At 42.7% G+C, this 25,098-nt stretch carries 22 protein-coding genes; 4 read left to right on the forward strand and 18 right to left on the reverse strand.

Translation table 11 applies throughout. The features are described from left to right. The 9 genes from L693_RS0111460 to L693_RS0111505 form a co-directional block, all read right to left on the reverse strand. Positions 1 to 7,271: non-ribosomal peptide synthetase (locus tag L693_RS0111460; protein ID WP_025717358.1), on the reverse strand; the 7,271-nt coding region annotated here is incomplete at its 3' end. Between the two features lie 290 nt (positions 7,272 to 7,561). Continuing rightward, on the reverse strand, positions 7,562 to 8,311 hold the full coding sequence (locus L693_RS0111470) for a polyketide synthase (RefSeq protein WP_025717359.1): 750 nt from the start codon (positions 8,309 to 8,311) through the stop codon (positions 7,562 to 7,564). Positions 8,312 to 8,357: 46 nt separating this feature from the next. After that, on the reverse strand, positions 8,358 to 9,119 hold the full coding sequence (locus tag L693_RS0111475; protein ID WP_025717360.1) for an enoyl-CoA hydratase/isomerase: 762 nt from the start codon (positions 9,117 to 9,119) through the stop codon (positions 8,358 to 8,360). Beyond that, complete coding sequence (locus L693_RS0111480; RefSeq protein WP_025717361.1) at positions 9,116 to 10,378, reverse strand: hydroxymethylglutaryl-CoA synthase family protein; 1,263 nt, start codon at positions 10,376 to 10,378, stop codon at positions 9,116 to 9,118. The genes L693_RS0111475 and L693_RS0111480 overlap by 4 nt, the downstream gene beginning before the upstream one ends. A 15-nt stretch (positions 10,379 to 10,393) precedes the next feature. Beyond that, positions 10,394 to 11,632 (reverse strand): beta-ketoacyl synthase N-terminal-like domain-containing protein, encoded by a 1,239-nt coding sequence (locus L693_RS0111485; RefSeq protein WP_025717362.1) that lies wholly within the window; start codon positions 11,630 to 11,632, stop codon positions 10,394 to 10,396. Next, complete coding sequence (locus L693_RS0111490) at positions 11,619 to 11,858, reverse strand: acyl carrier protein (protein WP_025717363.1); 240 nt, start codon at positions 11,856 to 11,858, stop codon at positions 11,619 to 11,621. The genes L693_RS0111485 and L693_RS0111490 overlap by 14 nt, the downstream gene beginning before the upstream one ends. A gap of 121 nt (positions 11,859 to 11,979) precedes the next feature. Further along, positions 11,980 to 12,771 carry a 4'-phosphopantetheinyl transferase family protein gene (locus tag L693_RS0111495; protein WP_025717364.1) on the reverse strand — a complete coding sequence of 264 codons (792 nt, stop codon included), beginning with the start codon at positions 12,769 to 12,771 and terminating at the stop codon, positions 11,980 to 11,982. A 104-nt stretch (positions 12,772 to 12,875) separates the two neighbouring features. Next, positions 12,876 to 13,397, reverse strand: coding sequence for an antiterminator LoaP (loaP, locus tag L693_RS0111500; RefSeq protein ID WP_025717365.1), 522 nt, complete (start codon positions 13,395 to 13,397; stop codon positions 12,876 to 12,878). A 453-nt stretch (positions 13,398 to 13,850) separates the two neighbouring features. Beyond that, the gene (locus tag L693_RS0111505) at positions 13,851 to 14,486 is read right to left on the reverse strand and encodes an MBL fold metallo-hydrolase (RefSeq protein ID WP_081752135.1); all 636 of its coding nucleotides are present in this window, start codon (positions 14,484 to 14,486) and stop codon (positions 13,851 to 13,853) included. 801 nt (positions 14,487 to 15,287) lie between these two features. Between L693_RS0111505 and cysK the strand changes: the two genes are divergently transcribed. Next, the gene (cysK, locus tag L693_RS0111510; protein ID WP_025717367.1) at positions 15,288 to 16,226 is read left to right on the forward strand and encodes a cysteine synthase A; all 939 of its coding nucleotides are present in this window, start codon (positions 15,288 to 15,290) and stop codon (positions 16,224 to 16,226) included. A 309-nt stretch (positions 16,227 to 16,535) separates the two neighbouring features. Here the strand turns inward: cysK and L693_RS32425 are convergent, their stop codons facing one another. After that, a complete protein-coding gene (locus tag L693_RS32425; protein WP_442950175.1) occupies positions 16,536 to 16,679 on the reverse strand; it encodes a hypothetical protein in 144 nt (47 codons plus the stop codon). 285 nt (positions 16,680 to 16,964) lie between these two features. Between L693_RS32425 and L693_RS0111520 the strand changes: the two genes are divergently transcribed. Beyond that, positions 16,965 to 17,519 (forward strand): hypothetical protein, encoded by a 555-nt coding sequence (locus L693_RS0111520; RefSeq protein WP_025717368.1) that lies wholly within the window; start codon positions 16,965 to 16,967, stop codon positions 17,517 to 17,519. Between the two features lie 95 nt (positions 17,520 to 17,614). Here L693_RS0111520 and L693_RS0111525 read toward each other — a convergent pair whose 3' ends face one another. The 3 genes from L693_RS0111525 to L693_RS0111530 form a co-directional block, all read right to left on the reverse strand. Then, complete coding sequence (locus L693_RS0111525) at positions 17,615 to 18,214, reverse strand: IS3 family transposase (protein ID WP_155983811.1); 600 nt, start codon at positions 18,212 to 18,214, stop codon at positions 17,615 to 17,617. Then, the gene (locus L693_RS32430; RefSeq protein WP_155983812.1) at positions 18,121 to 18,498 is read right to left on the reverse strand and encodes an IS3 family transposase; all 378 of its coding nucleotides are present in this window, start codon (positions 18,496 to 18,498) and stop codon (positions 18,121 to 18,123) included. The genes L693_RS0111525 and L693_RS32430 overlap by 94 nt, the downstream gene beginning before the upstream one ends. Positions 18,499 to 18,959: 461 nt before the next feature. After that, positions 18,960 to 20,378 (reverse strand): helix-turn-helix transcriptional regulator, encoded by a 1,419-nt coding sequence (locus tag L693_RS0111530; protein ID WP_025717369.1) that lies wholly within the window; start codon positions 20,376 to 20,378, stop codon positions 18,960 to 18,962. 869 nt (positions 20,379 to 21,247) lie between these two features. On the opposite strand from L693_RS0111530, the gene L693_RS0111535 reads away from it, so the two are divergent. After that, positions 21,248 to 21,673, forward strand: coding sequence for a hypothetical protein (locus tag L693_RS0111535; protein ID WP_025717370.1), 426 nt, complete (start codon positions 21,248 to 21,250; stop codon positions 21,671 to 21,673). A gap of 44 nt (positions 21,674 to 21,717) precedes the next feature. Here the strand turns inward: L693_RS0111535 and L693_RS0111540 are convergent, their stop codons facing one another. The 4 genes from L693_RS0111540 to L693_RS0111555 all read right to left on the reverse strand — a co-directional run bounded on the left by L693_RS0111540 (position 21,718) and on the right by L693_RS0111555 (position 23,961). Next, complete coding sequence (locus L693_RS0111540; protein ID WP_231503625.1) at positions 21,718 to 22,161, reverse strand: phage holin, LLH family; 444 nt, start codon at positions 22,159 to 22,161, stop codon at positions 21,718 to 21,720. Between the two features lie 118 nt (positions 22,162 to 22,279). Then, the gene (locus L693_RS0111545; RefSeq protein WP_025717371.1) at positions 22,280 to 23,275 is read right to left on the reverse strand and encodes a GH25 family lysozyme; all 996 of its coding nucleotides are present in this window, start codon (positions 23,273 to 23,275) and stop codon (positions 22,280 to 22,282) included. Next, the gene (locus L693_RS0111550) at positions 23,253 to 23,756 is read right to left on the reverse strand and encodes a phage holin family protein (protein WP_025717372.1); all 504 of its coding nucleotides are present in this window, start codon (positions 23,754 to 23,756) and stop codon (positions 23,253 to 23,255) included. The genes L693_RS0111545 and L693_RS0111550 overlap by 23 nt, the downstream gene beginning before the upstream one ends. A gap of 10 nt (positions 23,757 to 23,766) precedes the next feature. Further along, positions 23,767 to 23,961, reverse strand: coding sequence for a hypothetical protein (locus L693_RS0111555; RefSeq protein ID WP_231503626.1), 195 nt, complete (start codon positions 23,959 to 23,961; stop codon positions 23,767 to 23,769). 223 nt (positions 23,962 to 24,184) lie between these two features. Between L693_RS0111555 and L693_RS0111560 the strand changes: the two genes are divergently transcribed. Continuing rightward, positions 24,185 to 24,790 (forward strand): CPBP family intramembrane glutamic endopeptidase, encoded by a 606-nt coding sequence (locus L693_RS0111560; protein WP_025717373.1) that lies wholly within the window; start codon positions 24,185 to 24,187, stop codon positions 24,788 to 24,790. Between the two features lie 31 nt (positions 24,791 to 24,821). Here L693_RS0111560 and L693_RS31385 read toward each other — a convergent pair. Next, a partial coding sequence (locus L693_RS31385; RefSeq protein WP_231503627.1) for a hypothetical protein occupies positions 24,822 to 25,098 on the reverse strand: 277 nt, incomplete at its 5' end.

The following is a 25,098-nucleotide window of genomic DNA, read 5'->3' on the forward strand; positions in this document are numbered from 1 at the left end:
AGGGCTTCGGCTTCCAGCGGTACATCCTGCTCTCTCCAGGCAGGCTCAAATAGCAGTGTACGGCTAACGGCAACCGCAGGCGCTTCCGCTGCTTCGGCTCTTGCTGTTTTTGCTCTGGCTGCTCCGGCCTCAATCTCCGGAGCCCAACAGCGCTCCTGAGCAAAAGGATACGTAGGGAGACTTGCCCTTTTCGGTTTGATATCGTCATATAATAATCGCCAATCTATATGGAAGCCTTTGGCCCACAACTCTGCCAGCTTGTTCATTTCACGAGTTGAAATCCACTTGCTCACTAATTCCTTAAAAATTTCTTCCTGTTCAAATAATTGCACTGAATCTTTTAACTGATTGTTTTCTCCCCGCCAGCAATTCTCGATATGTTCTTGTCCATTCGCGAACAATTCCAGTTTTTGCACCAGCTCGCTTGTATTTTTGACGATAAAGGCTACTCGATTTCTCATTGCCATTCGTCCTGCTTGCAGTGTAAAGGATACATCCGACAAATTGACTTCTTGACAAGCTGCCAAGAAAGCTGAAAGTTCTTGCGCATACGCTTCTAGCCGATGATGATTTCTTGCAGATAATGGAATCAGATAGACAGCAGCATCGTTCACAAAGCTGGAATTCAAGCGCTCTGATTCAGCATTGGATACGAATTGCTCGAAAATAGCATGAGCGTTAGTTCCGCCTATTCCAAAGGAGCTTAGCGCCGCCCGGTGAGGAGTCGACGCGTGCTCCCATTTTTGGAGGCTATCAACAACATAAAAGGGTGAATCGGGCAAATTGAGTTCGGAATTCGGTTTTTCGTAATTAATCGTAGGCGGAATCTCGTTATGGTATAAGCTTAAAGCAACTTTAATGCACCCCGCCAAACCTGCTGCGGTATCCAGATGCCCGATATTGGTTTTGACCGACCCAATACCGCAAAATTGTTTTTGGGTTGTATACTGCCTGTATGTCTCGTTTAAGGCAGCAAATTCAACAGGGTCCCCCAGTTTTGTTCCGGTTCCATGCGTCTCGATATAACTGATGGATTCGGGATGAATTCGGGTTGATTCTAACGTCTTCTGAATAACCTCAGCCTGACCTTTGACACTTGGAGCATAAAACCCTAATTTGTCGGCCCCATCGTTGTTCACACCTACTCCCCGTAAAAGCGCATAAATATGGTCACCGTCTCTAACCGCATCCGGCGCTTTCTTCAGTAGAACAACCCCAACCCCTTCTCCGCCAATCATTCCATCGGCCGACGCATCAAAAGCTTTAACATGTCCATCACTGGAAAAATTCAAGCCGGGTTGATGCACATAGCCTACACTGGTAAATGGAAAGATCGTTGAGGCTCCGACCAAAGCGTATTTTGCTTCGCCGGATAGCAGGCTTTGCGAAGCTAGACGCAACCCCACTAATGAGGAAGAACAGTTCGAATGCACAAACAGACTCGGACCTTTAAATCCCAATTTATGAGAGATCATGGTAGGAATTGTCCCACCCTGTGCTAAAATCCAGGTTACATATTCATCCGCGTTCTTCAGGACATTAGGCGATTGCGATGCCAAATTGGGAATATATGCTTGATAGAAGCTGCTGCTTGCCGACATAAACACACTGGTGTCAGGAATTTCTTTGGAAACATAGCCAGCATCCTCAACAGCTTTCCATGAATGCTGTAACAGCAATTTCATCTGAGGATCCATAAACTCTGCATTTTTCTGTGAAAAGTTGAAAAACTCAGGGTCAAAAAACTCTTTCCCCTCAATCGCGCTTCGTCCGGCAACATAGCCTGGATTCCCGACGATTTCCTTTTCCAGCCCTAATCCAGCCAGTTCTTCCTCGGAAAAGAAGCGGACACTCTCAACCCCTGCCCGCAAATTGCTCCAAAACTCAGCATGGTTTTTGGCCCCCGGAAAATAGCATGAAATTCCTATAATTGCGATACTATCCTCAAAATAATCCGGGTATGGTGGCTTGCGGTCATCTTCGCCCGAATCCATTTCCGGCAAGGCTGTATTTTCATCTGTGTCTGATTGTTCTGGTGTATCTGGTTCTTCCGATGCAAAAGCAACCTCCTCGCTTTTTGCTTCTGTAATGTAAGCACTGAGCTCCTTAACTGTCGGATACTTGAACAGTGCGGTCACCGAAATATCGCAACCCAGCATTTCGTTGATCGTTCCAATCATCTCTGCTGCCGAAAAAGAATTTCCGCCTACGTCAAAGAAAGCATCATCCGTACTTAGATCGTCAACATCCAGAAGCTTTTTCCATATGGTTAGAACCTTATGTTCAACATCCGATTGTGGTAAATGGATTTTCCTTGCTGTTGTCGCCAATCCGATTCTGCGATTCATTAATTCTTTCCGATCTATTTTCCCATTTGGAGTCAAAGGCAGCTTGTCTAGTTCGATAAAAAATGCCGGTATCATATAATAGGGCAAAAACGCTTTTAAATAATCTCGTACTTCTTTCGGGTCAAAGCGGGACTTTCCAGCCTCGGAATTGTTTAGTAAACAGTAGGCAACAAGCTGCTTGTGCCCCCCCTGTTCCTTGGCAACCACCACACATTCATTCATTCCCGGATATGCTCTGACCTGACTTTCCACTTCACTCAGCTCAATCCGAAACCCGCGGATTTTCACTTGATAATCCATTCGCCTCACATACTCAATAGAGCCGTCCGAAAGCCACCTGCATAAATCTCCGGTTCTGTAGAGCTTTGTTCCTGGATTGAATGGGTTGTCTATGAACTTTTCAGCCGTAAGCACCGGCTGGTTCCAATAGCCTCTGGCCAAGCCGCTGCCGGAAATGAAAAGCTCGCCCGGGAGCCCTACAGGCACAGGTCTGAGGCGTTTGTCCAAAATGTAAATCTGGGTGTTTGCGATAGGCTTACCGATCGTAACAGGCTTGTCTGCGGCAATCGTTTGCATTGTGGACCAAATGGTCGTTTCCGTCGGACCGAACATATTCCATGCATCACAGTTGTTATGAACAAAATAAGATTTCAACGTTTCCGAAAGTGCTTCCCCACCGCAGAGAACTTTCATGTTCTCTTCGTTTTTCCACCCGGCTTGAAAAAGCATGGTCCAAGTAACAGGAGTCGCTTGCATGATTGTCGGTTGTATTCTTTGAATTTCCTGCTTAAGTCTTTCGGCATCCTTTGTGTTTTTAGAGCTGCAAATATAGCATTCGGCACCTTTAATCAAAGGCAGATATAATTCCAGCCCCGCAATATCAAAGCAATACGTTGTGACTGCAAGTAGTTTGTCCTGCTCTGTTAAGCCGGGCTTCTCTCCCATGGAGATCAGAAAGTTGGTCAACGCTTTATGCGGGATCATAACCCCCTTGGGTTTCCCCGTACTTCCAGAGGTATATATCACATATGCCAAATGGTGAGGCTGTACTTCCCGTTTGAGTGTCTTTCTGGCCTTCACATCACTTTTCAGATGATCCCAATCTTTATCAAGGACAATGCAGCTAACATTACTCCCTGCCAGGCGGGACACTTTCTCCAACAATCCTGATTGCGTAATGACAAGTGAAGCATTGGAATCCTGAAGCATATACTCCAATCGGTCTTCCGGATAGTCCGGGTCGAGCGGCACGTAGGCTCCACCCGCCATAAGGATTCCCAGCAGCCCAATCACCATATCGATAGATCGTTCCATGCAAATCCCTACAAGCGTGTCGGGGGTTACACCATGTTTCTGCAAATATAGGGCCAGCAAAGTGCTCTTTTCTTTTAGTTCCCGATAGGTAAGCGATTCGCCCTCATATACGACTGCAATAGCTTCAGGCGTTTTTCTTGCCTGCTTTGCAAATAATTCAGGTAGGCATTTGTCGGGATAACTTGCTTCAGTCGCATTCCAGTCATGGAGGATGATGTCCTTTTCCTCTTGTAAAAGTAATGAATGCTCCTCCAAGGCCCAAGTGGGATGGTTCATAATCGCTTCCGCTAATCCGATGTAACGCTCTGCCATCTGCACGATGGTTGTATCATCGAACAAATTGGAGCGGTATTTGATATTGAGTACCATTTCCTCTTCCTGCTCCTGCAGTTCCAATACCAGCTCATATTCACCCTCCTGGTGAATGTCTTCAACCCATTCGACGAAAAAGATATTTTTATACGACTTGCAAAGCTGCTGAAAGCTTGAAGTTTGAAGGAAATTTTGATAAGAAAAGGTCGCTTGAAAAACAGGCGAGCTCGTCTGCGTACGCGGCACATTCAATTCTCGGACCAGTGCCGGAAAAGGATACGAGGCATGGTCCATTCCATCAGCTACTGTCGTCTGCAATTTTTTCATGAAATCCAGGAATGTCTCTGTTGCCGACATCCGGCTCCGGATCGGAAGCATATTGACAAAATAACCGATTAACTGATCAAAACGCTGCTCCGGGCGCACCATGACTGGCATTCCAACAATGATATCTTCCTGCTCCGAATACTGGTTAAGCAATACCATATACATACTTAACAAGACTGTAGACAAGCTCGTATATTGTGCTTGGGCAAAAGATTTTACCCGTCTGACCCATTCAAGCGGAAGCCGCTTGGTGTAGGTTTGTGCTTCCACGCTTGGAACTAGAAAACCAGAGCGGTCATACGGAAGCTCAAGGGTTGGTAAAGCACCTGAAAGCTGTTGCTTCCAATAGGAACGATACTTCTCCCCTTCAGCACTTGCTAACATCGTTTGCTCCCATTCAACAAAATCGCTATAGCTTTCTGCGGGTGGTAACACTGCCGGTCTTTTTCCCTGTACCAAATCCTTATATGCATCCAAAAAGCTTTGAATAAAAATGACGAAAGAGCTTCCATCAAAAATAATATGGTGGATGACAACCAGTATAAAATGCTCCTGTTCGGATCTGGACATGAGATAAACACGCATCAAAGGGTCCTGTTCCAGTACGAATGGCTGCTTTGCCTTATTCCTAATGAAGGGAATTATTTCTTCCTCTTCCAAGGTTGAAATATCCTCTACATACACATGAAGCGGCTGCGTGGGCTGAAAGTTTTGATAAGGGTTCCCATTTTCCTCTTCAATCACACTTTTTAGAATGGGGTGCTGTTCTAAAACGATATAAAAAGCCTGTTGAACACTCTCTATCTCAATTTTCGTATTAAACCGGAGACATATCGGTACATTGTAGGCATTCATTTCAGGAGAGATTTTATGTAATAGCCACAACCCTTTCTGAACTTCGGAAAGCGGATTCCTTCGGAAGCTGTGCGGGATTGTCTCAGTCTTGACCTCTACAACGGATTTATCTGCCTCAACCTTTTGGGCTAAATAAGCCGATAATAGTTGAATCGTGGGGTTCTCTAAAATTTCTCTTGCTTTAACCTTGATCGGATAGGACTTCTCAAGGCCGCGTATAAGCTTCATGATAAGAATGGAATCGATGCCATAGCCGTGAAGATTTTTATTCAAATCCATTTTCCCGTGCTCAAGATTCAGTTCCCGACACAAAAATTGCACCATATACTCCTGAATCTTCGACTGTACCAGCGGAACGGCATTTATGATATTCGAGCGTGATGTTGAGGATGCACTCCGATATTGATAAAGTGCTTGAAGCTCTTGCTTGATATAGGCACTACGGCAGATCTTTCTTTGGATTTTTCCGCTCCCTGTCTTGGGGATACTCCCCTTATGCAGCAAAAAGATATCGTAGATCTCAAGTTGATGCGTCTCGGATACGGCATTCAGTATGCTTTCGACCAGCCGTTTATATTCCTGCTCTTGAAGAGGCGTTTCGATTTCCTGTATAACGATTACCTTTTCCTGGCCATTCATTTCAGAGGAAAATACTGCGATGGGCAAGGTCAACTCCGGCATATTTTTTTTGATGGTCCATTCAATGTCGACAGGATGATGATTTTTGCCGTGAATGATGATGACTTCCTTCTCTCTGCCGATGACATAGACATGATTGTCCGCAATGAAACCAAGATCGCCTGTACGAAAAAAAACGCCCTCTTTTGTATTGGAAAGGGCTGCCTCAAAAGTGCTACTTGTTTCTTCCTTCCTGTTTAAATACCCCTCTGCCATCCGTTCGGATTTAATCCAAATCTCTCCGATTTCCTCCGGTGAGCATAGTGTATGACTTTCAGGATGGACAATCCGTATTTGTGTCGGATCTTCGATCTCCCCGCAGCTGACTACGGACTTCGATTTGTTCTTCTCATCCGTATATTGGACTCTTCTTTGCTCCAGGCTAGGAATGTCCAAATTAAGGAACCTCATTGACTGTCCTGGCTTTATACTGGCAACAGGGCATAGCTCCGATAAGCCAAGGAGAGGACAAAATATATCCTCTTGAAGCCCCAAAGTCCGGAATGCATCGATGAAATTCTCGTAAGTTTCCTTACGAATAGGCTCACCTGCACATATAATCGCTTGAAGATGGTGAAGCGAATATTCCTTGATTGAAGCTATGTCCAATGTGGAGCAGCAGTAATCGAACGCAAAATTTGGCGCAGCCGTATGGGTAGCCTGATACTTGTCAATCATCTGAATCCAATGTTCTGGATTTTTAGCGAAGCCTTCCGGCGGGAGAATAACGCTCGATGCCCCGTTCAGCAACGGGACTAAAATATTGTTATGCAGTCCAAATGCATGAAATTGCGGCATCCAGGAAACAACACGGCTATTCCGGTCAATTCTCCATTGCTCGGCCTTGGCCTGATTCATCAAGCATTTGTGACTGACGATTACACCTTTTGGTAAGGATGTTGAGCCTGATGTATACATCAGAAGAGCAACATCTTCCGGCGCTGGCATTCTCATCCTTATGTCAACATCAACGGCGTCCTCTTGAGAAATTTCATCAATATTCAGGATACGGATCGAACGAAACTCCGGTCGTGTTTGGAAAAATGCTTTGAAGTCCGTATTTGTTATGATACACACGGACTGGGAATCCTTGTAAATAGGCATCATCTTCTCAATGATTTTTTCATCCGGCTCCGAATCTGTAATCGGTGTAGGTATGGCCACGATATTTGTATAAAAACATGCCAGCATGCTGCTGATATATTCCAGGCCCTGTGGAAATACAAGAAGCACCCGCTCCTGCGCATTCAATTCTTTCAAAAGGACATTGCCCATAGTCTGTACTTGATGCAGCAGTGTATTTCCCGTAAGAAGTCGGGGACTCTGACCTTCTTTCTCAAAAGTGAATAACTCTTTTTCAGGAAATTGCCGGCAAGTTTCAATAAAAGAAGCGATCGGAATATCAAGATTCCATCTTTGGTCATGTTTTCGCGTCATTCTCCACCAACTCCTCAAAACACAAAATTTATATATACATGAGCTAAAGGCGTACCACCCTGTCCATTTTGAGCTGCTGTTCAAACCTGAAAGCATTAACTGAAGTGGCCTGATAAAATTAAGTCAAAGAAAAAACGAGTGATAAGCAGGACAATATGCCTCTTTCACACTCGTTGCCAGGTTCGCATGAACAACCGCAAAGGCGTTCAACGGAATCTCTATGGATTGAGATATACAAGCGCGGCAGCTTGCAAGACCGCGATTTGCATAGCTCATGTATATAAATTCGGTTATTTTCCAAACAAGTTGATAATTCGTTCTTTAACCTCCGCTTGATGAAAGGTCTTCTCATGCATGATCAGCTCTTGTTCTACGATTTTGGGGAGCTGCTCCCGGAGTGGACCAACCAAATGATCCTTTAACGTGATTAAAGAAAATCTGGGTTTCTCGGCTAGCTGCCGGGCAAGGTCCATTACATAGTTCATTACTTCTTTGCGAGGCAGGGTCGGGAACGGAACTCCCCTTTTCTCCAGTTCTGCGCCTCGGTAATTGCCCCCATTCAACAATAATTCTTCTCCTAAGCTGAACCCTAGTTTTTTGGGAATAATGTACGTCGCTCCCATTCCCGGTGTGAATCCGTATTTCATAAAATTAGTCGTGTATACACTTTCCCTGCTTAGGACTACGAAATCAGAAAATAGCCCCATGACAAAGCCCCCGCCTACCGCATGCCCCTGCATGGCAGCTATAACTGGGACCTTGCAGCCCAATGCAAGAGAGTAGATATTTTCATCGGTAAATCTTGAGACTCCTTCATGTATGGCCAACAATCCCTCTTGCGTCCCACCCGTGGCAAAGTAGTTGTCGTATCCTGTTAGAATTACAACTTTGCAGGTTGAATCGTCCTCGATCGCCTTGAACGCTTGTCTTAGTCCGTGGGTCATTTCAAGCGTAAATGTATTTTTATGAATTCTATCTTGCATTTTCACTTGAATAATGCCTCGCTCGATTTCAAGTAGCTCAACCACAGATTGTGACATTATGATTTTCTTCCCCCCTGCATCCCCTTCTTGTGGTAAGCGCCCCTCAGTCGGTCCACGGGAATTGTCCCGTTTCGACATACCGAAAAATGCCCTTAAGATTTTGAGGGTCTGAAAACACCTCTTGATTGGACGCCAATGCCAGTGGTTTACACTGACGCAAATCGTTGAGTTCATCCATAAAGCGCTTGTAGCGTAAAATTCCCTTCTTGCTCAAACGTCTAAGGCGTAATAAATGCTTGCGCAGCACTGTCTCGCTCTGAGCATCATATGCATCAACCAATCCCCATACATGGGCCTGTTGAACCAAAACCGGTTGCGTCATCAGTGTTAAATAATGTGCTTTTTGGAATCCAATCCTACGGACTAAAAATGGCAGAACGCAAGCAGGAAAAAGTCCGAACAGCAATTCCGACAAGCTGAACTGTGCCGTCTGATCGGCTATCACAATATCACTGGCAGCAATAAATCCGACACCACCAGCGTTTGCCTTTCCTCGCACATGAGAAATCGTGATATAGGGCCCCGTTGCCAGTTTTATCCACAGATCATACAAAGGCTCTGGACTCTGTTCATCTTCTTGTCCGATTGCCATGTTTTCACGCATTCCCTCAAAATCCGCTCCAAAACAGAACACCTCCGGCAAACCTTCCAAAACTACGATCGTAACCGACTTCTCACACAGCGCAAGCACATGCAAGCACTCCTCGATAAGGGTATTATTAATCGTATTATTTGCCTCCGGCCTGTAAAACCGTATATAACAAATCGACTCTTGAAACCGAACCTGGATCGTCTGATAATTCATGATTCCCACCTGTATTTACGGTGAAATTCATAGATTTCTTCCAGATACAACCGCTGTCTCCCTTTCCCGGAAGCTATTACCCCAGGAATCAATTGAAAATCCAGCTTCGCGTTACGGGTTCCAAAACGTACGGCGCCACTGCCTTTCAGCAAGGATTCATATTCTTCCATAGATAATTGATAGCGGTCATCCAAATTACGCTCGATATCAAAACGCCGCAGATGTTCCTGACTTTGCGGCATCACAACCCCGCTATAAAATTCCGAGCAGCAGCCTGACCCATAGGAAAAACAGCCTATTCGCTTTGGAGAATCGAATGTGCCCTGATCAATCGTACCTGCCAAAGACAGGTACAAAGTCGCTCCCATAATATTCCCGACTCGTTGGCAATACGCCAACCCAGGCTTTACACGTTGTAAATAATCTGTCTCAATCTCATTAGGTTTGGCTTGAGTCGTTCTTCGCATCATCGTGCGATGCGCTCCTTTTACCATTCCGCCAAATGGGGTATGAAAGGCAAGATACTGAAAGGTATCTTTATAATTTACACCCTTCACCCGTTTTTGATATTCCAAAAATGCTTGCTCGCAACAGTCCAGATAGGACATTAAAGACAAATCTGCATCCCCAGCCTCACTGTCTGGAACTGGTCGGCAAGTATCCATCACCTCATAGCCGTAATATCCATTAGCGCCGGCATCGACTTGAAATACATAAGGGTTTTCACTAATGAGCATTGCCACGGCCCCTGCGCCTCCACTTGGCTCAGCATAAGACCAATCCTCACTCAAGACATCCCCTCCCTCAGCAGCAATGAATCGTGAAATATCAGTAGCAATGACTAGCGCTTTTGCTCCTGGCGAGACCTGGGAAAGAATAAAATTCACCGCCATTTGGAATCCGGCTGTACCCGAATAGCAGGCTTGCTTAAGCTCGAATAATCTGCAATTCCGATTCAATCCCAAATAGTGGTGAATATATGTACTGATTGACTTTCCAAAATCAATACCTGATTCCGTACAGGTGATAAGCATTTCAATTCGATTTTTTTCCGCCTCTGAAAGAGCGTCCACCAGCGGCTTTGCCGCATTAACTCCGAAGGTAACCGGATCTTCATAAGGCAGGGCAACTGCCTTTTCCTTCATTAATAAATTTTCAAATCTTGCAGGATCCAATTGCCTGTGTTGGGCTAATTGCATAACATCCAGATAGGCCGAGCCACCAAAAACGTTCATTGCCTCAATTCCCACGACAACCATAATCGTCCCCCTCTCTTAAATACCCGACTCACATTTTTGCATACAAATGGCCGTATTGATTCCGCCGAACCCCATACTCAGATTCATGGTATTGTGAATAACTGCTGGAATGGACTCATTCTTCACCCAGTTGCAGTCCACTCCGATAGGCTCCTGCAAATTACGGGTTGGGTGAAGCCTCGAATCCCTCATTTGCAATAAAGTAGCAATCATTTCAACAGTCCCTGCCGCGCTCAAGCCATGACCGATAATGGATTTGGTTGCATTGATGTAGGCATGTGACAATTTACAATCACGTAATGCCTTTATCTCTATCTCGTCTCCAACAATCGAGCCTGTCCCATGGGGATTAATATAATCAATCTCTTCTGGTAGCAGCTTCGCTTTCTCCAAAGTTCTTCTAATCACTCGGACCTCACCTTCGCAGGAGGGATTGGGATTCCGGTTGCGATCCATTCCCATATCCCATCCTGCAAGCTTGGCATAAGGTTTCTCCTGACGCCTCACCGCAGAATCGGACCGCTCTATGACTACAACCCCGCAAGATTCCCCATATATGAACCCGTCTCGCATCTTATCAAAGGGTCGACACGCCATTGCAGGTTCATCGGCATATCGATCGCTTCCCATGGCTCCCAAGGATCGCAACGCCTGGCATTCCATATACGAAATATCCATCAATGCTCCCATTGCAATACAAACATCGACACGACCCGCTTGAACCGCCTCAATCGCTTGAATAATCGCGACTTGCCCGCTCGCGGATGAGCCTCCAACGGTATATGCGAACCCTTGAATACCGAACTGCTCGGTACATAGTCCGCACAAATCAGTATCCATAAAGGAAACCCCATAGGTCGGCGGCACAAAGCACATTTTTTCCCGATAGGTCTCATAGGTCTGAAATAATTCCCGTTGCTGAAAATTGGAGCCTCCAACCACCAATCCAATGCGGCTCGGGTCGACGTTATCCAATTTGGCATCATCCCAGGCTTCTTGAAGGGTAACCATAGCCACCTGCCCTGAAAATGATGCTGTACGTAACATCCGCTTGGACAATGTCTCCGGATAAGACAGAGATGAAAGTTCCGCACCTATAAATGAAGCTTCTCCCCTCCTACCGGGACGCTGCATGACGCCAAAAGCATGCTGCCCTTTGAACAACGCCGAGGAAAAGGCAGCCTTCCCCTGGCCAATCGCAGAAGAAACGCCAATCCCCGTTACGACTAGCTCAGGCTGTTCACAATTTTGCATAGAGCGCATCTGTCAATTCTCCTATATTTTTGACGCCAGACAATTCGACGCGCGGAATATTCAGAGATAATGCTTCCATCGTCTTGTTAACAATTTCGGCCCGGTCTACCGAATCTGCACCCAGATCCACCAATCGATCTTCATACTGGAACATGTGATCTTGCAATTCTGGAAGCACTTCACTAATACAACGTTTAACGATATCAAATACTTCTTCCTTATGCATATTTGTATCCTCCTAAAAAATAGATTGGTTGAGACTCAACGAACCTGATATTCAGTAAGCATTCAAGCCCCTCCTATTTCCATTGCAAGAAATAGATATCAAGCTGGGCTATGATTAACTTTCAAAAGATGTCCTCTGTAAATGTTTCGACCTGCAGACAGATTGGATGAAAAACCGAATTAAATTTGTCATACAACTGAGAAGTATTCATACTCCATTCCGTCCTCCTCGGTGCTGCAATTGTGCAGATATAGTCACCCAACCGGTAAGACTGGGCAGCATACTGTGGAAAATGTGAAAATGTACTTCGGAAGTATTCATTCACAAATAAGGTCTCATTCATTTCAAGTACATGCAACGAGGTTGTAAAACCTGTACGCAATATTTTCGAAAGCGCCTCCTTTACCGTCCAAAAAACCGTCAATAAAACGGAGTACTCCTCTACTCCCCGCGCGGCAGAGATTCTTTCCTTTTCTCCCGTCGTCAACTGGCTTTCGATTGTCTTATTTCGCTTAGGATCAATTCTCTCAATATCAATGCCCATGGGATGCACTTCCGGAAAAACAACTGCTGCCCCGATCGAGTCGCAGTGGGTGATGCTCACCTGGTAGCTGGGAACACCAGTGACTCGCAGCACGGGCTGGCCGAAAACACCTGTCTTCACGCTTACGTTGCGCAGGTCAGGCTCGCTTAACAGCACCGAAGCTGCTTGTTTTGCACTTAGCCTGCCAAGCAGAAAGTTGGATTTCCGCCGATGGAATTCCAGACTCTCGAAGTAACTACACTCATCCAGATGAAAAACATTCCGGTCGAGGGGAGAGCCCGCATTATAATCCGCATACACAAAACTGACAGCAGCCTTCATCACGGCATCTTCTCGCTTCAACATGAGTTGCTCCACATACGAGGCCATGTACATATCTCCCTTATGAAGTCCAAATCAAAAAAGGCCTTCAAATCCCTTAAGGGTTCTGAAAGCTTCCTCATGGAGACTGATTTCCCCACGACTCCTCCATTTTAAACCTTGCTGATAATTTCCAAAGCCACATTCACCAGCCTAATATCACCCATAAATTCCAACTGAATGACTGCTTGCCTTTTATGTCTGTCTATCTTCTTAACGATACTGCTCCTTCCTTGAAGAGGTCCACTTATGATACGTATATTGTCTCCTTCAATCATTCCAGTGGATGATTCTATACAATAGCTATCATTGTATAAGCTCTCTAACACCTGTCTCTCGCAATCTCTCATCGCAGCTTTTGACTTCGAGTACCTCAATAAACGAATGATATCACTAGAAGTGTAAATCATTGAATTCGTACTTGTCAGGAATTGCAAGTCAGGTAAATTCGACTCGATAAATACATAGCTTGGGAACAAAGGAGCTAATTCTTTTTTTACTGTTCCTGCTACTTTAAAGAGCCTCTCTTGGAGTGGTATAAATGGTTTGTAAACTTCAGAATCCAGCCACTCATTAATAAGCTGTTTGACCTTCTCTTCCCTACCCGTTCGCACAAAAAACACGTACCAATTCACTTAACTCATCTCCTATAAACCGTACTGCCAAATCATCTCCTATAAAGTCTGCTGGCAATATACATAGCTTCGCCCTTTCACTTATCCTATCTGATAAGCTACCATCTCTCACGATATATCCCTTATTGATGGTTAACGTGACCCGCCAGCGATTAACCACAGATAAGTTCCTTTATTTTTCATTAAAACATATAATTGGAATAATGTTTTTTCATTATAATCCTCTGTTCAGTCTGTTGTCAATTACTAGTAATTGGACATTATTAGATTTCACAATTTTTTTGAAAGTCTCAATTGAAAAGTCATTATTTCTTTACAGCTTCATAGTTTCAGCGTTTGCTAAGTAGCCCTTTTATCCTTGATGCCTTGTGCCTGAATGTTTTTAAAATATAGGGCTATCTTCTTTAATTTCACGATTTCACTCATCAATTAAAACTGCGCCACTTTACAAGCTCATTTAAAATCGAATAGACGTTTTTGGTTCGGGCGCATTCTGAATTTAATAAATGGTTCCTTACTCGTAAATTGAAAATAAATATTTTCATTCATGAGATAATTAAGTGAGAACCCAGGCGCTTTACCAAATGAATGAGCAGGATAAATTCGAATGGAGCCATCAATCTCTCGCTTTATTTTTTGAATGCTATGATATAACTCTTCAGGATCTCCTCCATTCGGATCACAATAGCCACAACCTTCAATGAATATTGTATCCCCCGTAAATAAGTGATCTGATAAAAGATAGCATACACTTCCCAAGGTATGTCCGGGAGTCAAAAGACTTATGATGTCTGTTTCTCCAAGCTTGATAGAGTCCTCGTCTTGAATTGAATATAAATTTCTACATCTAAAATGATAAAAATCAATTTCTTTTATTGACATGAATACTTGCGGGTTATATTTGTCTATCAGCGAATTCACCAAATTAATATGATCAAAGTGTGAGTGGGTTAATAGTATGGCTTTCAGATTACCATTTAATTGCTGAATACAAGATTCTACCTTCCATAAATCCCATGATGGGTCAACAATAGCTATGTCTCTTGTTTTCTTATCCATCACAAAATATACATAGTTAATGAAATTCATAAAATGGACTCTTAACTGTTCCATATGATATGTCGTCAGACTCATACCAGCTTCTCTGAACCACCTTCCCAACGGCCAAATCCAATTTTGTGTGTAAAATTCCTCCGTTCAAATGCTCGACCCTGTTCATTGTGGGCAGACATCTGTGGTATTTCCGAGGAAGCGACAACACATCGACGGTTGTATTTATGATTATACCATCTTATGCAATAGAAACGTTTCGGCGCTCTGTTACAAATTCGCTCGATGTACTCGTTCATAATGTATCTGCATAGTTTTGAGCAAACAATGTGAGAACGAAAAAACCTCCTTTACAGGAATCTGATTTAGTCAGAACCTGTAAAGAGGTTTTTTGTGCAGGACTCAAATGTTTCATACAAGTATAATAAAATTAAAAAAACCTTGATTTCTCAAGGTTTTCATTGTGATGCCGAGGACCGGGATCGAACCGGTACGGTAGTCACCTACCGCAGGATTTTAAGACATGAGTTTTTAATATACTGTAGTGGCATACAGTTCCAAAATCCAGTATATTCAAGACTTTTATGTGTTAGTATATGTTCTCATTTAAACTGTATTCTACTCAAAATACTACAGTCTGTCCCCAATAAAAAGAGCAGAAGGATTAATTCCTTACTGCTCTTTTTGCATCTACTAAATACAAAATCATTATCGCTTAGACTGTCTCCATCCGTTCCCGCTCCACACTATGTTTTAACAAGACATGGTTATGAAGAAAAATTCGTGATAATATCAATGTCATAGTAAATAGATATGAAATAATTGTTTGGAGGGATAATTTTGACTAAGATTCACCAAAAATTGACAGAATTAATTGGAAATACTCCTTTGTTAGCACTGTTGAACTACAGCCAAATCCAAAATATTGAGGCAAACGTGGTAGCAAAGTTGGAATATTTAAATCCGGCTGGTAGCGTTAAGGATCGCATTGGATATGCTATGATTAAAGATGCTGAGGAGAAAGGCTTAATCAATAAAGACTCCGTTATTATCGAGCCGACAAGTGGCAATACTGGAATCGGACTTGCATTTGCAGCTGCGGCTCTTGGATATAAACTTATAATTACACTTCCTGAAACGTTTAGTATCGAACGTCGTAAGCTTTTGACTGCGTTCGGTGCTGAGCTTGTGTTAACACCGGGATCCGAGGGAATGAGAGGCGCTATCAAGCGTGCTGAGCTCTTGGCTGCCGAAACACCAAACTCTTTCATACCACAGCAGTTCAGCAATCCTGCCAATCCAGAAATTCATCGCAAGACTACAGCTGTGGAAATCTGGCATGATACGGACGGCGGTGTAGATATTTTTATCGCGGGCGTAGGTACAGGTGGAACTATTTCGGGCGTTGGCCAAGCATTGAAGGAACGAAAACCTTCTGTAAAAGTGATAGCCGTCGAGCCGTTCGATTCACCAGTGCTGTCTGGCGGTACTCCAGGTCCACATCAACTACAAGGACTCGGTGCTGGTTTCATTCCAAATAACTTTAATGAAGAATATGTGGATGAGGTTTTCAAAGTTAAAAACGAAGATGCGTTTGAAACTGCACGCCTGCTTGCCAAAACAGAAGGGCTGCTTGTTGGTATTTCTTCTGGGGCTGCGGTTTATGCAGCAACACAAATTGCGAAGCTTCCAGAAAATAAAGGCAAGACGATCGTGGTCATATTACCTGATACAGGTGAGCGTTATTTGTCCACTCCGCTTTTCTCAGACGTAGAGTGATAAAACGCCGAAGGCAGGGCCCCCCCTGCCTCTTTTGTAAATTTTCCAGCCACGACAAGCAGGAACCTATAGAATTGTTTCAATAACCTAAAGATGCCTTTCTTCGCTAGCGAAGAAAAAGTTACCTTGGCAGCGCGATGTCGTTGTAACTCATAAGGATTTTTCTATAAAAGTGAGCTTCTCCGTAGTAGTCTTGTACCAAATGCTCCTAGAAAGACTTCGACTGAACTGTCGTAGGTAAAGCGGTTGAAAACATTTCTTGTTTGTTGAATAACGTCAGTAGAATATTTACTCCCCTTAGATTTTTTGCTAGATAATTGCTGAAATGATATCCTCCAACTTGATCCAACTAAAATCATCCTCGCCACGAAACAGTTTTACTTCCCTGCGAGCAGTATTTATAGACGTGATTACACCTGTGAGTTCTTCGTCATCGAACAGGCTAAAAACCACCAGTGTTACATGTTGACGTGTGTTGTAGGACTCTATAAGCGCTTGCTTCCTTGTGCTCTGGAATGATGATCCGCGAACTCTCGAATATTCCGTTCCCCTCAAACTTCTTTACCAACTGAATCCGCTTCCTGAAATGTTATGTACAAATTATAATTCGAACAAATGTTCCGTTCAAGAGATTTCAGATAGAAAAACCTTCCTAGGTCTGATAGACTACTATAAAACATAATTTCCTGTCGAAGAAAGAATCTGATCAACTAACAATCTAAAATTGAGGAGATCACTATGAGAACCGTTATTTCCCAATTAATTTTCATTACCTTTTTTCTATTATCTTCAAACTGGGCTTTTGCTTCTTCCGATCCTAAGGCCCAGTTTAATCAAAGGTACCCTAATGAAAAAATCGCTTTAATTAAAACAGAAGATATCAATTCCGATAAGAAAACCGAAAGTTTTATTCTAACAAAATCGGGAAAACTTTATTTAATAAACTCAAAAGGGATAATTGTATTTATACAGGATGAAATATATTCAGATGATGATTTTGAAGAACCTAATATTCAAATATTTTCACCCGCTAAAAATGAAAAACATGTAGCCGTGACTTATAATTATTATCCGTCAAATACGAAATTATATGTCTACAAACTGGAAAATGGAACATTGAAACCAAAACTATCTATTATGGGTGATTTAGAAGTTCGTATAGAGCCAAATGGTGAGATTTTAGAATTTTGGAAGAATTACCGCCCAGTTGTAGGTGGATGGGATTCAGCACTTGCAACATACAAATGGGATGCTAAATATGGTAAGTACAGAGGCACTGGACAATTACCTTGAGTTATATCAACTGCCAGTCATTTTAATTAAAAACACAAAAAATACCTTGCGACTATATGATCAAGACCCCATTTTATAGACACTGAAAAAAGACCCTAGGCTATAAGCTGCTTCCGATACTCTTTCGGAGGCAGCTTATTTAACTTTCGTTGTGGTCGACATTGGTTGTAAAATCGAATATATTCTTCTATTCTCCTTTGTGCCTCGTCCATATTTCGGATATCATATGGGTAGAGCCCTTCCGTTTTGAGATGCGAGAAGAAGCTCTCCATCGAGGCATTGTCATAACAATTGCCTCGGCGAGACATGCTGATTCGGGCGCCAACCTTTGGCAGCATGTCATGGTACGCATGGGACGTGTACTGGAATCCCTGGTCGCTGTAAACGATGAGGCCAGTCACGTCTTTTTGCTGTTTAAAGGCTTGTCGAAACGTCTGTAAAACCAGTTCGTTATCATTTCTATGGCTCATCTGGTACGCGATAATTTCGTTATTGAACAAGTCTTTAATCGCAGACAGATATAGCCAGCAATCCCCCACACGGTATTGCGTGATATCTGTGACCCATTTTTGATTAGGTTTGTCCGCCTTGAAATCCTGTTTTAGCAGATTTTTCGCCACACGACCTTTCGTAGAGGAAGCATAGTTGCAGCGATGTTTCCGGCGAATTTGTGAGCGGATTCCCAAGACCTGCATGAGTCGGAGTACCTTTTTAGGTTCATCCAGACTCCATGATCGTGCTGCAAAAATAGTTGAATTTGGCGATAGCCGTAGACTCCGTTATACTGCTCATACACTTTCTTTACAAGTGCTTTCGCGTCCCGATCTCGATCTGCTCCTCTACGCTTTAAGAAGGCGTAATATCCACTTCTGGAGACTTTGAAAAGCGTACACAGTTTGCTAATGGGATAGTCTTTCGCAGCTTTCTCAATGGTTATATATTTGTGTGCTTCATCTCCTGTATCCAGATTTCCAAACACTTTTTTAGCATGTCATTTTCCCGTCTCAGCTTCTGTACATACCTATCCTGGTCGATATACTCCTTACGCCGTCCTCACTGATCCATTAACCCGAATTCACCGAGTTGCTTGTATTTGCGCATCCATTCTTTAATCGATGTCGATCTGCGATCCCAAACTTCTCCATGAGTCTACGATACGTCCAACCTTCTTCAATATGGAGTCGTATGGCCTCTACCTTGGTTTCAAACGTATACTCGTTAAAACTTTGTTCCCTTTTTCGCTGGCATAAAAAATGCACCCCTTAGATTTCATCGGATAAACCAGGGGTTTATTCCAATGTTTATTCTAAGCGGTGCACTTCATTAAGGTTAGCGGGGATTTTTGGGACTGATGTTTAAGCTCCTCCAATGGTAACCTGAGGCTGGATACTATGGTGGTTTAAGGCTTGATCCGGCACAGTTATAATAAATAACAAAAAGCTAAACGCGATAATCAGCAGTACCGTTTTTTTCAACATTAGTCATCCACACCTTTTCAATAAGATTTAAAAAACCAGCTTTGGTTTCAGGAACAGCATGATCCCGAAAATGTGATAATAGCCCCATACAATTAATGAAATAAGTCTCATTATTTAGTGTATGATAACTTACCGTTGAATACATCAAATGTTTAAAACCATCATTGTAGGAGCCTCGATGTAAATAATAATAAGCTAACTCGTAACCAAACCACGCAATATAGTCCGGTATCACTTGCTGTGTATACATATCATCGGATAGAGGCTGTTCAGAAAACGAATTAATCTCCGATTCAAATCGTTTGAGTATATCGTCTACATCTATGCTATATTGGTTTGCGGCAATTATAACATTGAGCAGTTTTGATATCTTCTCGTTTTCGTTAGTCGCTGACGTGGCTACAATATATTCAACATAATCATGCAGCACATTTATATCTCCTGATAAAAGTTTATATACGTAAGTATTACCTTCTGCCCAACTTTTGAACAAACTAATCCAGTGCCGGGTATCTTCGCCAGTCTCCATTACCCAATCTAAATTAGCGTAGGTGTATGTATAGTCTAGAGCTTGTTGATAATCGCCTTGGGCTTCACAGACGCTTGCACACAACAGGTCAGCATAGGAAATGTATACAAACAATGGACGGCTTAGCTTATCAGTAGATTCAGTGTGTTCTCGACTGTTCTGTTGATGTTTCAGTGTATATTGGATTTCGGCTTTAGCTCTCATTTTCTTCGCCATTTCGTCAACCTTGTCCCATTTACGCAAAGACCTGTACACATTAGCCAAATCCTTCAATGCGTCAAGTTGGTCTATTTCATCAAGGCGCTCAACAAAAACTTCAAAAATCGTAGCTGCACTAAGATTACGGCTTTGATCGTCTCCAACTTGAATCGTAAATATACGATATTGACAGACTGCCAAACGCTCAGAGTGTTGATATTTCTCCGCTTCAGCTACCCCCTCATAGAGTAGCAATGCAGCCGCATGTCGCCCCTGTGCCAATAATTCCTCTGTAATGTCAAATAGTTTGGGCGAATAGAGTAGATTGTCCATGATGGCCCCCACCACTCGACGAATCGAATCAAACTTATCCAACTCCGCACAGCGAAACAAAAATGGCTCGATTCGCCTCATATTCGGAGGATGGTCGATGATGTAGTTTTCTATAAACAAATCATAAAAGTGGCCTTCCGGTAACCCCATAGCCTTAGTGATTAGGTCAAGCTGGTTAACAGACATAGTCTTATTCCCCGTCACAATAGCACTTACTATCCCCCTATTCATGCCTGCAATATGCCCAAACTGTATTAGACTCAAACCTTCTTGTTTTAAGTATCTGTCTAATTCTGCCCGAATCGTAGGTGTATGCTTCATGCCATAGCCACCCTTCGCATAAATATTCCATAATTTTTAAAAACATACTTCATTTTTCACTAAAATTAACCATCTGTCAATATACTATGCAACTAATGTTTGCTTTTAGACTTTGGCATAAACGAAACAAAAAAACACCCTATCAGTCGAAACCAATAGAGTGTTAACAGATATTTAGGAGGCAATATCAGACTTATACTGGACGAAGTGAAAGAAATGTGTGATCCAACAGCTTTTTTTCACAAAATTAAATCCAGCATGCTTTAGTGATTATAACCAACAGAATAAAGAGTACCAAAATTGCCCCCGTCGATGTGAAAGGACAAAAATGTTTGGCCTTATGCTCATGTCCACATTCACTCACATGAACTCCTCCTTTTTTTTTAGATACGGTATACAGTATGTGTCATTAAAAAAATTGACAGGGCTAAACGGCAATTCGCAAAAATGACGGTGGTAGCCTAAGGATCTTTATAAAAAAATTAATTCCAAGATGATTACCAACAAAATGAACAATGTCAAGACAGCAACTATTGATGTCCAAACTTTCCCGTCAGTACTTCCGCAACCTCTTTCAGTTCCCCTCACACGTAACGCCTCCCTTGTTACTACACAGGTTATGCGAGGCAATGTTTAGGGAATAGACTTCTAGGTAAACAAAAACACCCCACCAGCTTAGCCAGTAGGGTGTCACCGATGCTTTCGGATTGCACAACGGTGCTTCCGTATGTGTTGTTATCAGTGTAATTTAATTGGACTATATTGTAAATATATATAGAAAAAATTCCCTAGGCCTGATAGACTATATCAAAAACATTGTAATCTTTGGATATAAAGAAGATTGATTATTCGAGAGAGGAACTGCAAACATGAACGGTTTATCACTTACTACAATAGTTGGAATTTTTGGTGCTGTTGTTGGAGGAGCTTTAGGTATTTATTTCAGTTCGTATACTGATGTAGTATGGCTAAGTTACATTATAAGATTGTCACTCGCTGCCCTGTTCGGCTCTCTTTTTTCATTTCTTGGTTGGTACCTAAACAAAGAGGGCCTTTTAGTTAACATATTTCAACTTATAAATTTATTAGTAGGCCTATTATTATTCTATTTATTATTTTGTGTAGTTTCTTTTATAGTGTTGTCTTTTACACCTTTCTCTAAAGAACTTATAAATGTCTATGGAACCTATGTTCCAATTCCCTTGTCCTTTTTAGCAATAATAATATATATAAAAAAGAAAAAAATTAATTTCAAAAAGTCGTATGATACAACAGAAGACGATATATATTATTAAAAAAGCTACCCTACCAGCAAAAGCGGTAGGGTATTTGCTTTACCTTACTCCGTAGTTACAGGCGTTTGAACAGCTTCTATCGGCGCTGAAATAGGTCCAGGTTCAGATTGCACCTGAGCAGGAACAACAGGTTCTACTTCAGCCGTTGCCTGCGCTAAGAAATCATTCAACTTTGCAGCCAGACCCGATACAGCTTCTTTAGCGGCTGCCTGCGCTACATCCTCTGATGGCTGTGTTTCAGTGATAGCTACAGTCTTTGTCTTAGCCTTATACTCCAGATATGCCTTCTCAATCGTGGATCTTAGCTCTACTTGGGATACTACGATACCTTGACTGGAAAGAGTAAGTGAAGCATACTGCAAAGCCTCCTGAAGCTTACGTTCTCCCCCAGCTTCTTTAAATGCTGTTTGAGCAAAAGCAAAGCCCTCCCCAGCAATTTTATGGATTACTTCCCTCTGTGCCGCCGTGGTACGCGCTTCTAGCCACACGTTAACCTTAGTTTTAGTTTGTTCAGACCTCCTAAAACAAACGCTGTAAGCACACCCGCAGCGGCTGTGACGATGGTATTTACGTAAGGTTGTACAGTTTTGATAATTGTTTGCATGATTACTTATCTCCTTTCATTTTAAGACCAGCAATTTTATTTTTAGCATCCCATGAAATCTCGGCTCCGTAAGATTCAGCAATGGGCCTCAATTGTACATAAGCAGTTCCCTCAACCAATTTAACTGATTGCAATTTGCGATTATTCAGGTATGCGACCTTTTTAGCATTATCCCAACGTAAAGGGATACCAAGAGCATTCGCCAACATACGCAGTGGAACGTAGGCCTTGCCGTCGAACAACGGCACCTTACCCGCATTCTCTCCGTTAATCTGGAATGATCCATCCTTAGCAATCGCAGCCTCTTCTTTAGGTACGGAAGGCTTCTTGCTAAACCGCGTCCGAAGATCATTTACCGTACCGTCAAATTCATTCAGGTCGACAGGTCCGGCGATACCAGCCACCTTACGCGTGCCGGACGGCAATGTGCCGCCAGCGGAACCATCGCTATACTGCCAAAAGTCCCAGTGTGACCATCCGGACGCGCCGGACGGAACTTGTGTAGCGCTGTATCGGGCAATCCATAACGGATAATCTGACAAACCAGTAAAATTGCCGATAAATGACGGATATGTGTACACGATAGGTCGTACACCCGTAAGTCGTTCAACCTCCTGTAAAAACGTCTTGGCTACGGCTGTAAGTGCTGATTTGCTCAGGCTAGACTTATTGGATTCATAATCCATCACAGGCGGCAGATCAAAAGCAGCAATGCCTCCGGCTGAATCAATGGCGCTCACAAAGTTTGCAGCTTCCTTTCGGGCATCTTCTGGCGTTATGGCAGAGTCGTCTACATAGTGATAGGCCCCGACCAGGACTCCGACAGCTCGTGCAGCCTGTGCATTACCGATGAACGTTTTGTCGCGGTATGACTTACCCTGACTCGCTTTAATAAAAGCGAACGAGATACCGTCCGCCTTGACCGCTTTCCAGTCAATCTTTCCTTGGTATCGGGATACGTCAATTCCTTGAGCATTACCTTTTTTCCTTGCTTGCATCTTCCTTATCCCCTTCCTGACTTCCGCTTTTACTTTTCAGAACCTCAACCGCTTGCCGGATCACTGGTGGTATTGGCGCTCCAAGCCTGCCTCCATTCTCAAGAATCGAAAGCAGCTCATTTGCCATATAAAAATAGGCGACCGCATCCCGAAAGAGGTGCGAATCGCCTAAGACTCCATCAATCAGATGGGATACAGCAACCATTGCGAAAATAAATACCTTTCGAGCGATACCGATAAGACCAATTTTGCTTTTTAAACCGGGTCCGGTACCCTTCTTTCCTTCTGCACCAGCGGCAAATAATCCGGTCACATAATCAAATATGACCAGTGCAAGCAACACCTCCAATACTCCCGACCACCCACCGTAAAAATACGTCACAGCGCTGCTTCCTAAAGCAGTACTGAACTTAAAAACCTCCCACTTATCCACCTTGCTTCCCCCGTCTCTCCGTTCAGGAAATTTTTCCTGAGCTATCATCGTCTACTTTCTATTCCTTTTCTTCTTGGGCCTGTATCTCTGCTAATGCATTTCCCACCGCTATATCCAAGCCGCCAAGGATCTCCTTACGCTTATGCGGCAGTGAAGCAATTACAGCAGAAATAACTTCAGTCAATTCTTCAACTGGCCTTGTTAGATCCATTTGTATATCTAATGCGGATTTTATCTTTGCCACGGGTTTCATCACCTCCTCAAGATGTAAAATAAGCCCCTGTATTATTCAGAAGCTTTTCACACTTGTATCTTAAAATACTTCTGTTGCTGTAACGCTGCGGATTTTAAAAGGAAACATTGTTCTATTTATCCCCAATAAACGCCCATCCAAAATCACTACAGATATTAGAGTTACAGAACAATTTATGGTAATATTAAACTATCAGCTGAAATTTAATAAAGGAAACAAAAAAATGACTAAAAGAAAACTTATTCTCTTTATATTGTTTTTTTACATGGGCTGGGCAATTAAGGAGCTAACATTTCATCCTCAAATATCTGATTTGGGGCTTTATTTGATATCCGTTTTGATAAAGCTGATTTTTTGGATCGGGTTGGTGATCATTTATTTCGTATGTATCGATCATTTAAGGATGCAACAAATCACTAGCTACTTGAAATTAAAACACAATGTTATCAAGGGAGTATTTACAGGCGGAATTATCGGACTCGTATTGGTAGTAATTGAACTTGCCATCTTTAAAGGTTTTAGTTTTGACATAGGAATCAGATGGATCATTACACCGTTAGCGGCGTTTTCTGAGGAAGTGGTGTTCCGGGGATTCGTTATGAGTAAACTAAGAGACCATCGGGTAAAGGGATATAACTTTATACAAGCTATACTTTTTATGGGGATACACTTTCCAATAGGTATTATTTCAGGATATTCACTTCTTAACTATGTGACCATATTTCTCGTAGGTTACATTCTTGGATTTATATTTAAAAAAACTTCTTCGATATGGGCTCCAACGATTGCACATAGTGTCTATAATATTCTTATTTATTTAAGGCAGTGATGTACCTATTCCTTTTTAGGGCGTCAATCCTTTATGTTTTTACCGGTGATGTTGCTGAATCTGGAAAAGATGAAGTTATAAAAGTATTGGCCTTATTATTAGAAATAGTTAGCACCTTCGCTAAGACTGAGAAGCTTAATGTCTGGATTAAACGCTCAAACTCCTTATACAACATCCAAGGGGCTATAATTATAATCATTGGGGCTTGGGATCTATGTGCGTTGATAAAATATTTGTATAAAGCTAACTGGACACAATAACTCAATAAACAAGCCTGGCGGCGAATGCTGTTCAGCTCGCGCATCGGC

Source organism: Paenibacillus sp. 1-18 (assembly GCF_000520755.1).
Lineage (GTDB): Bacteria > Bacillota > Bacilli > Paenibacillales > Paenibacillaceae > Paenibacillus > Paenibacillus brasilensis.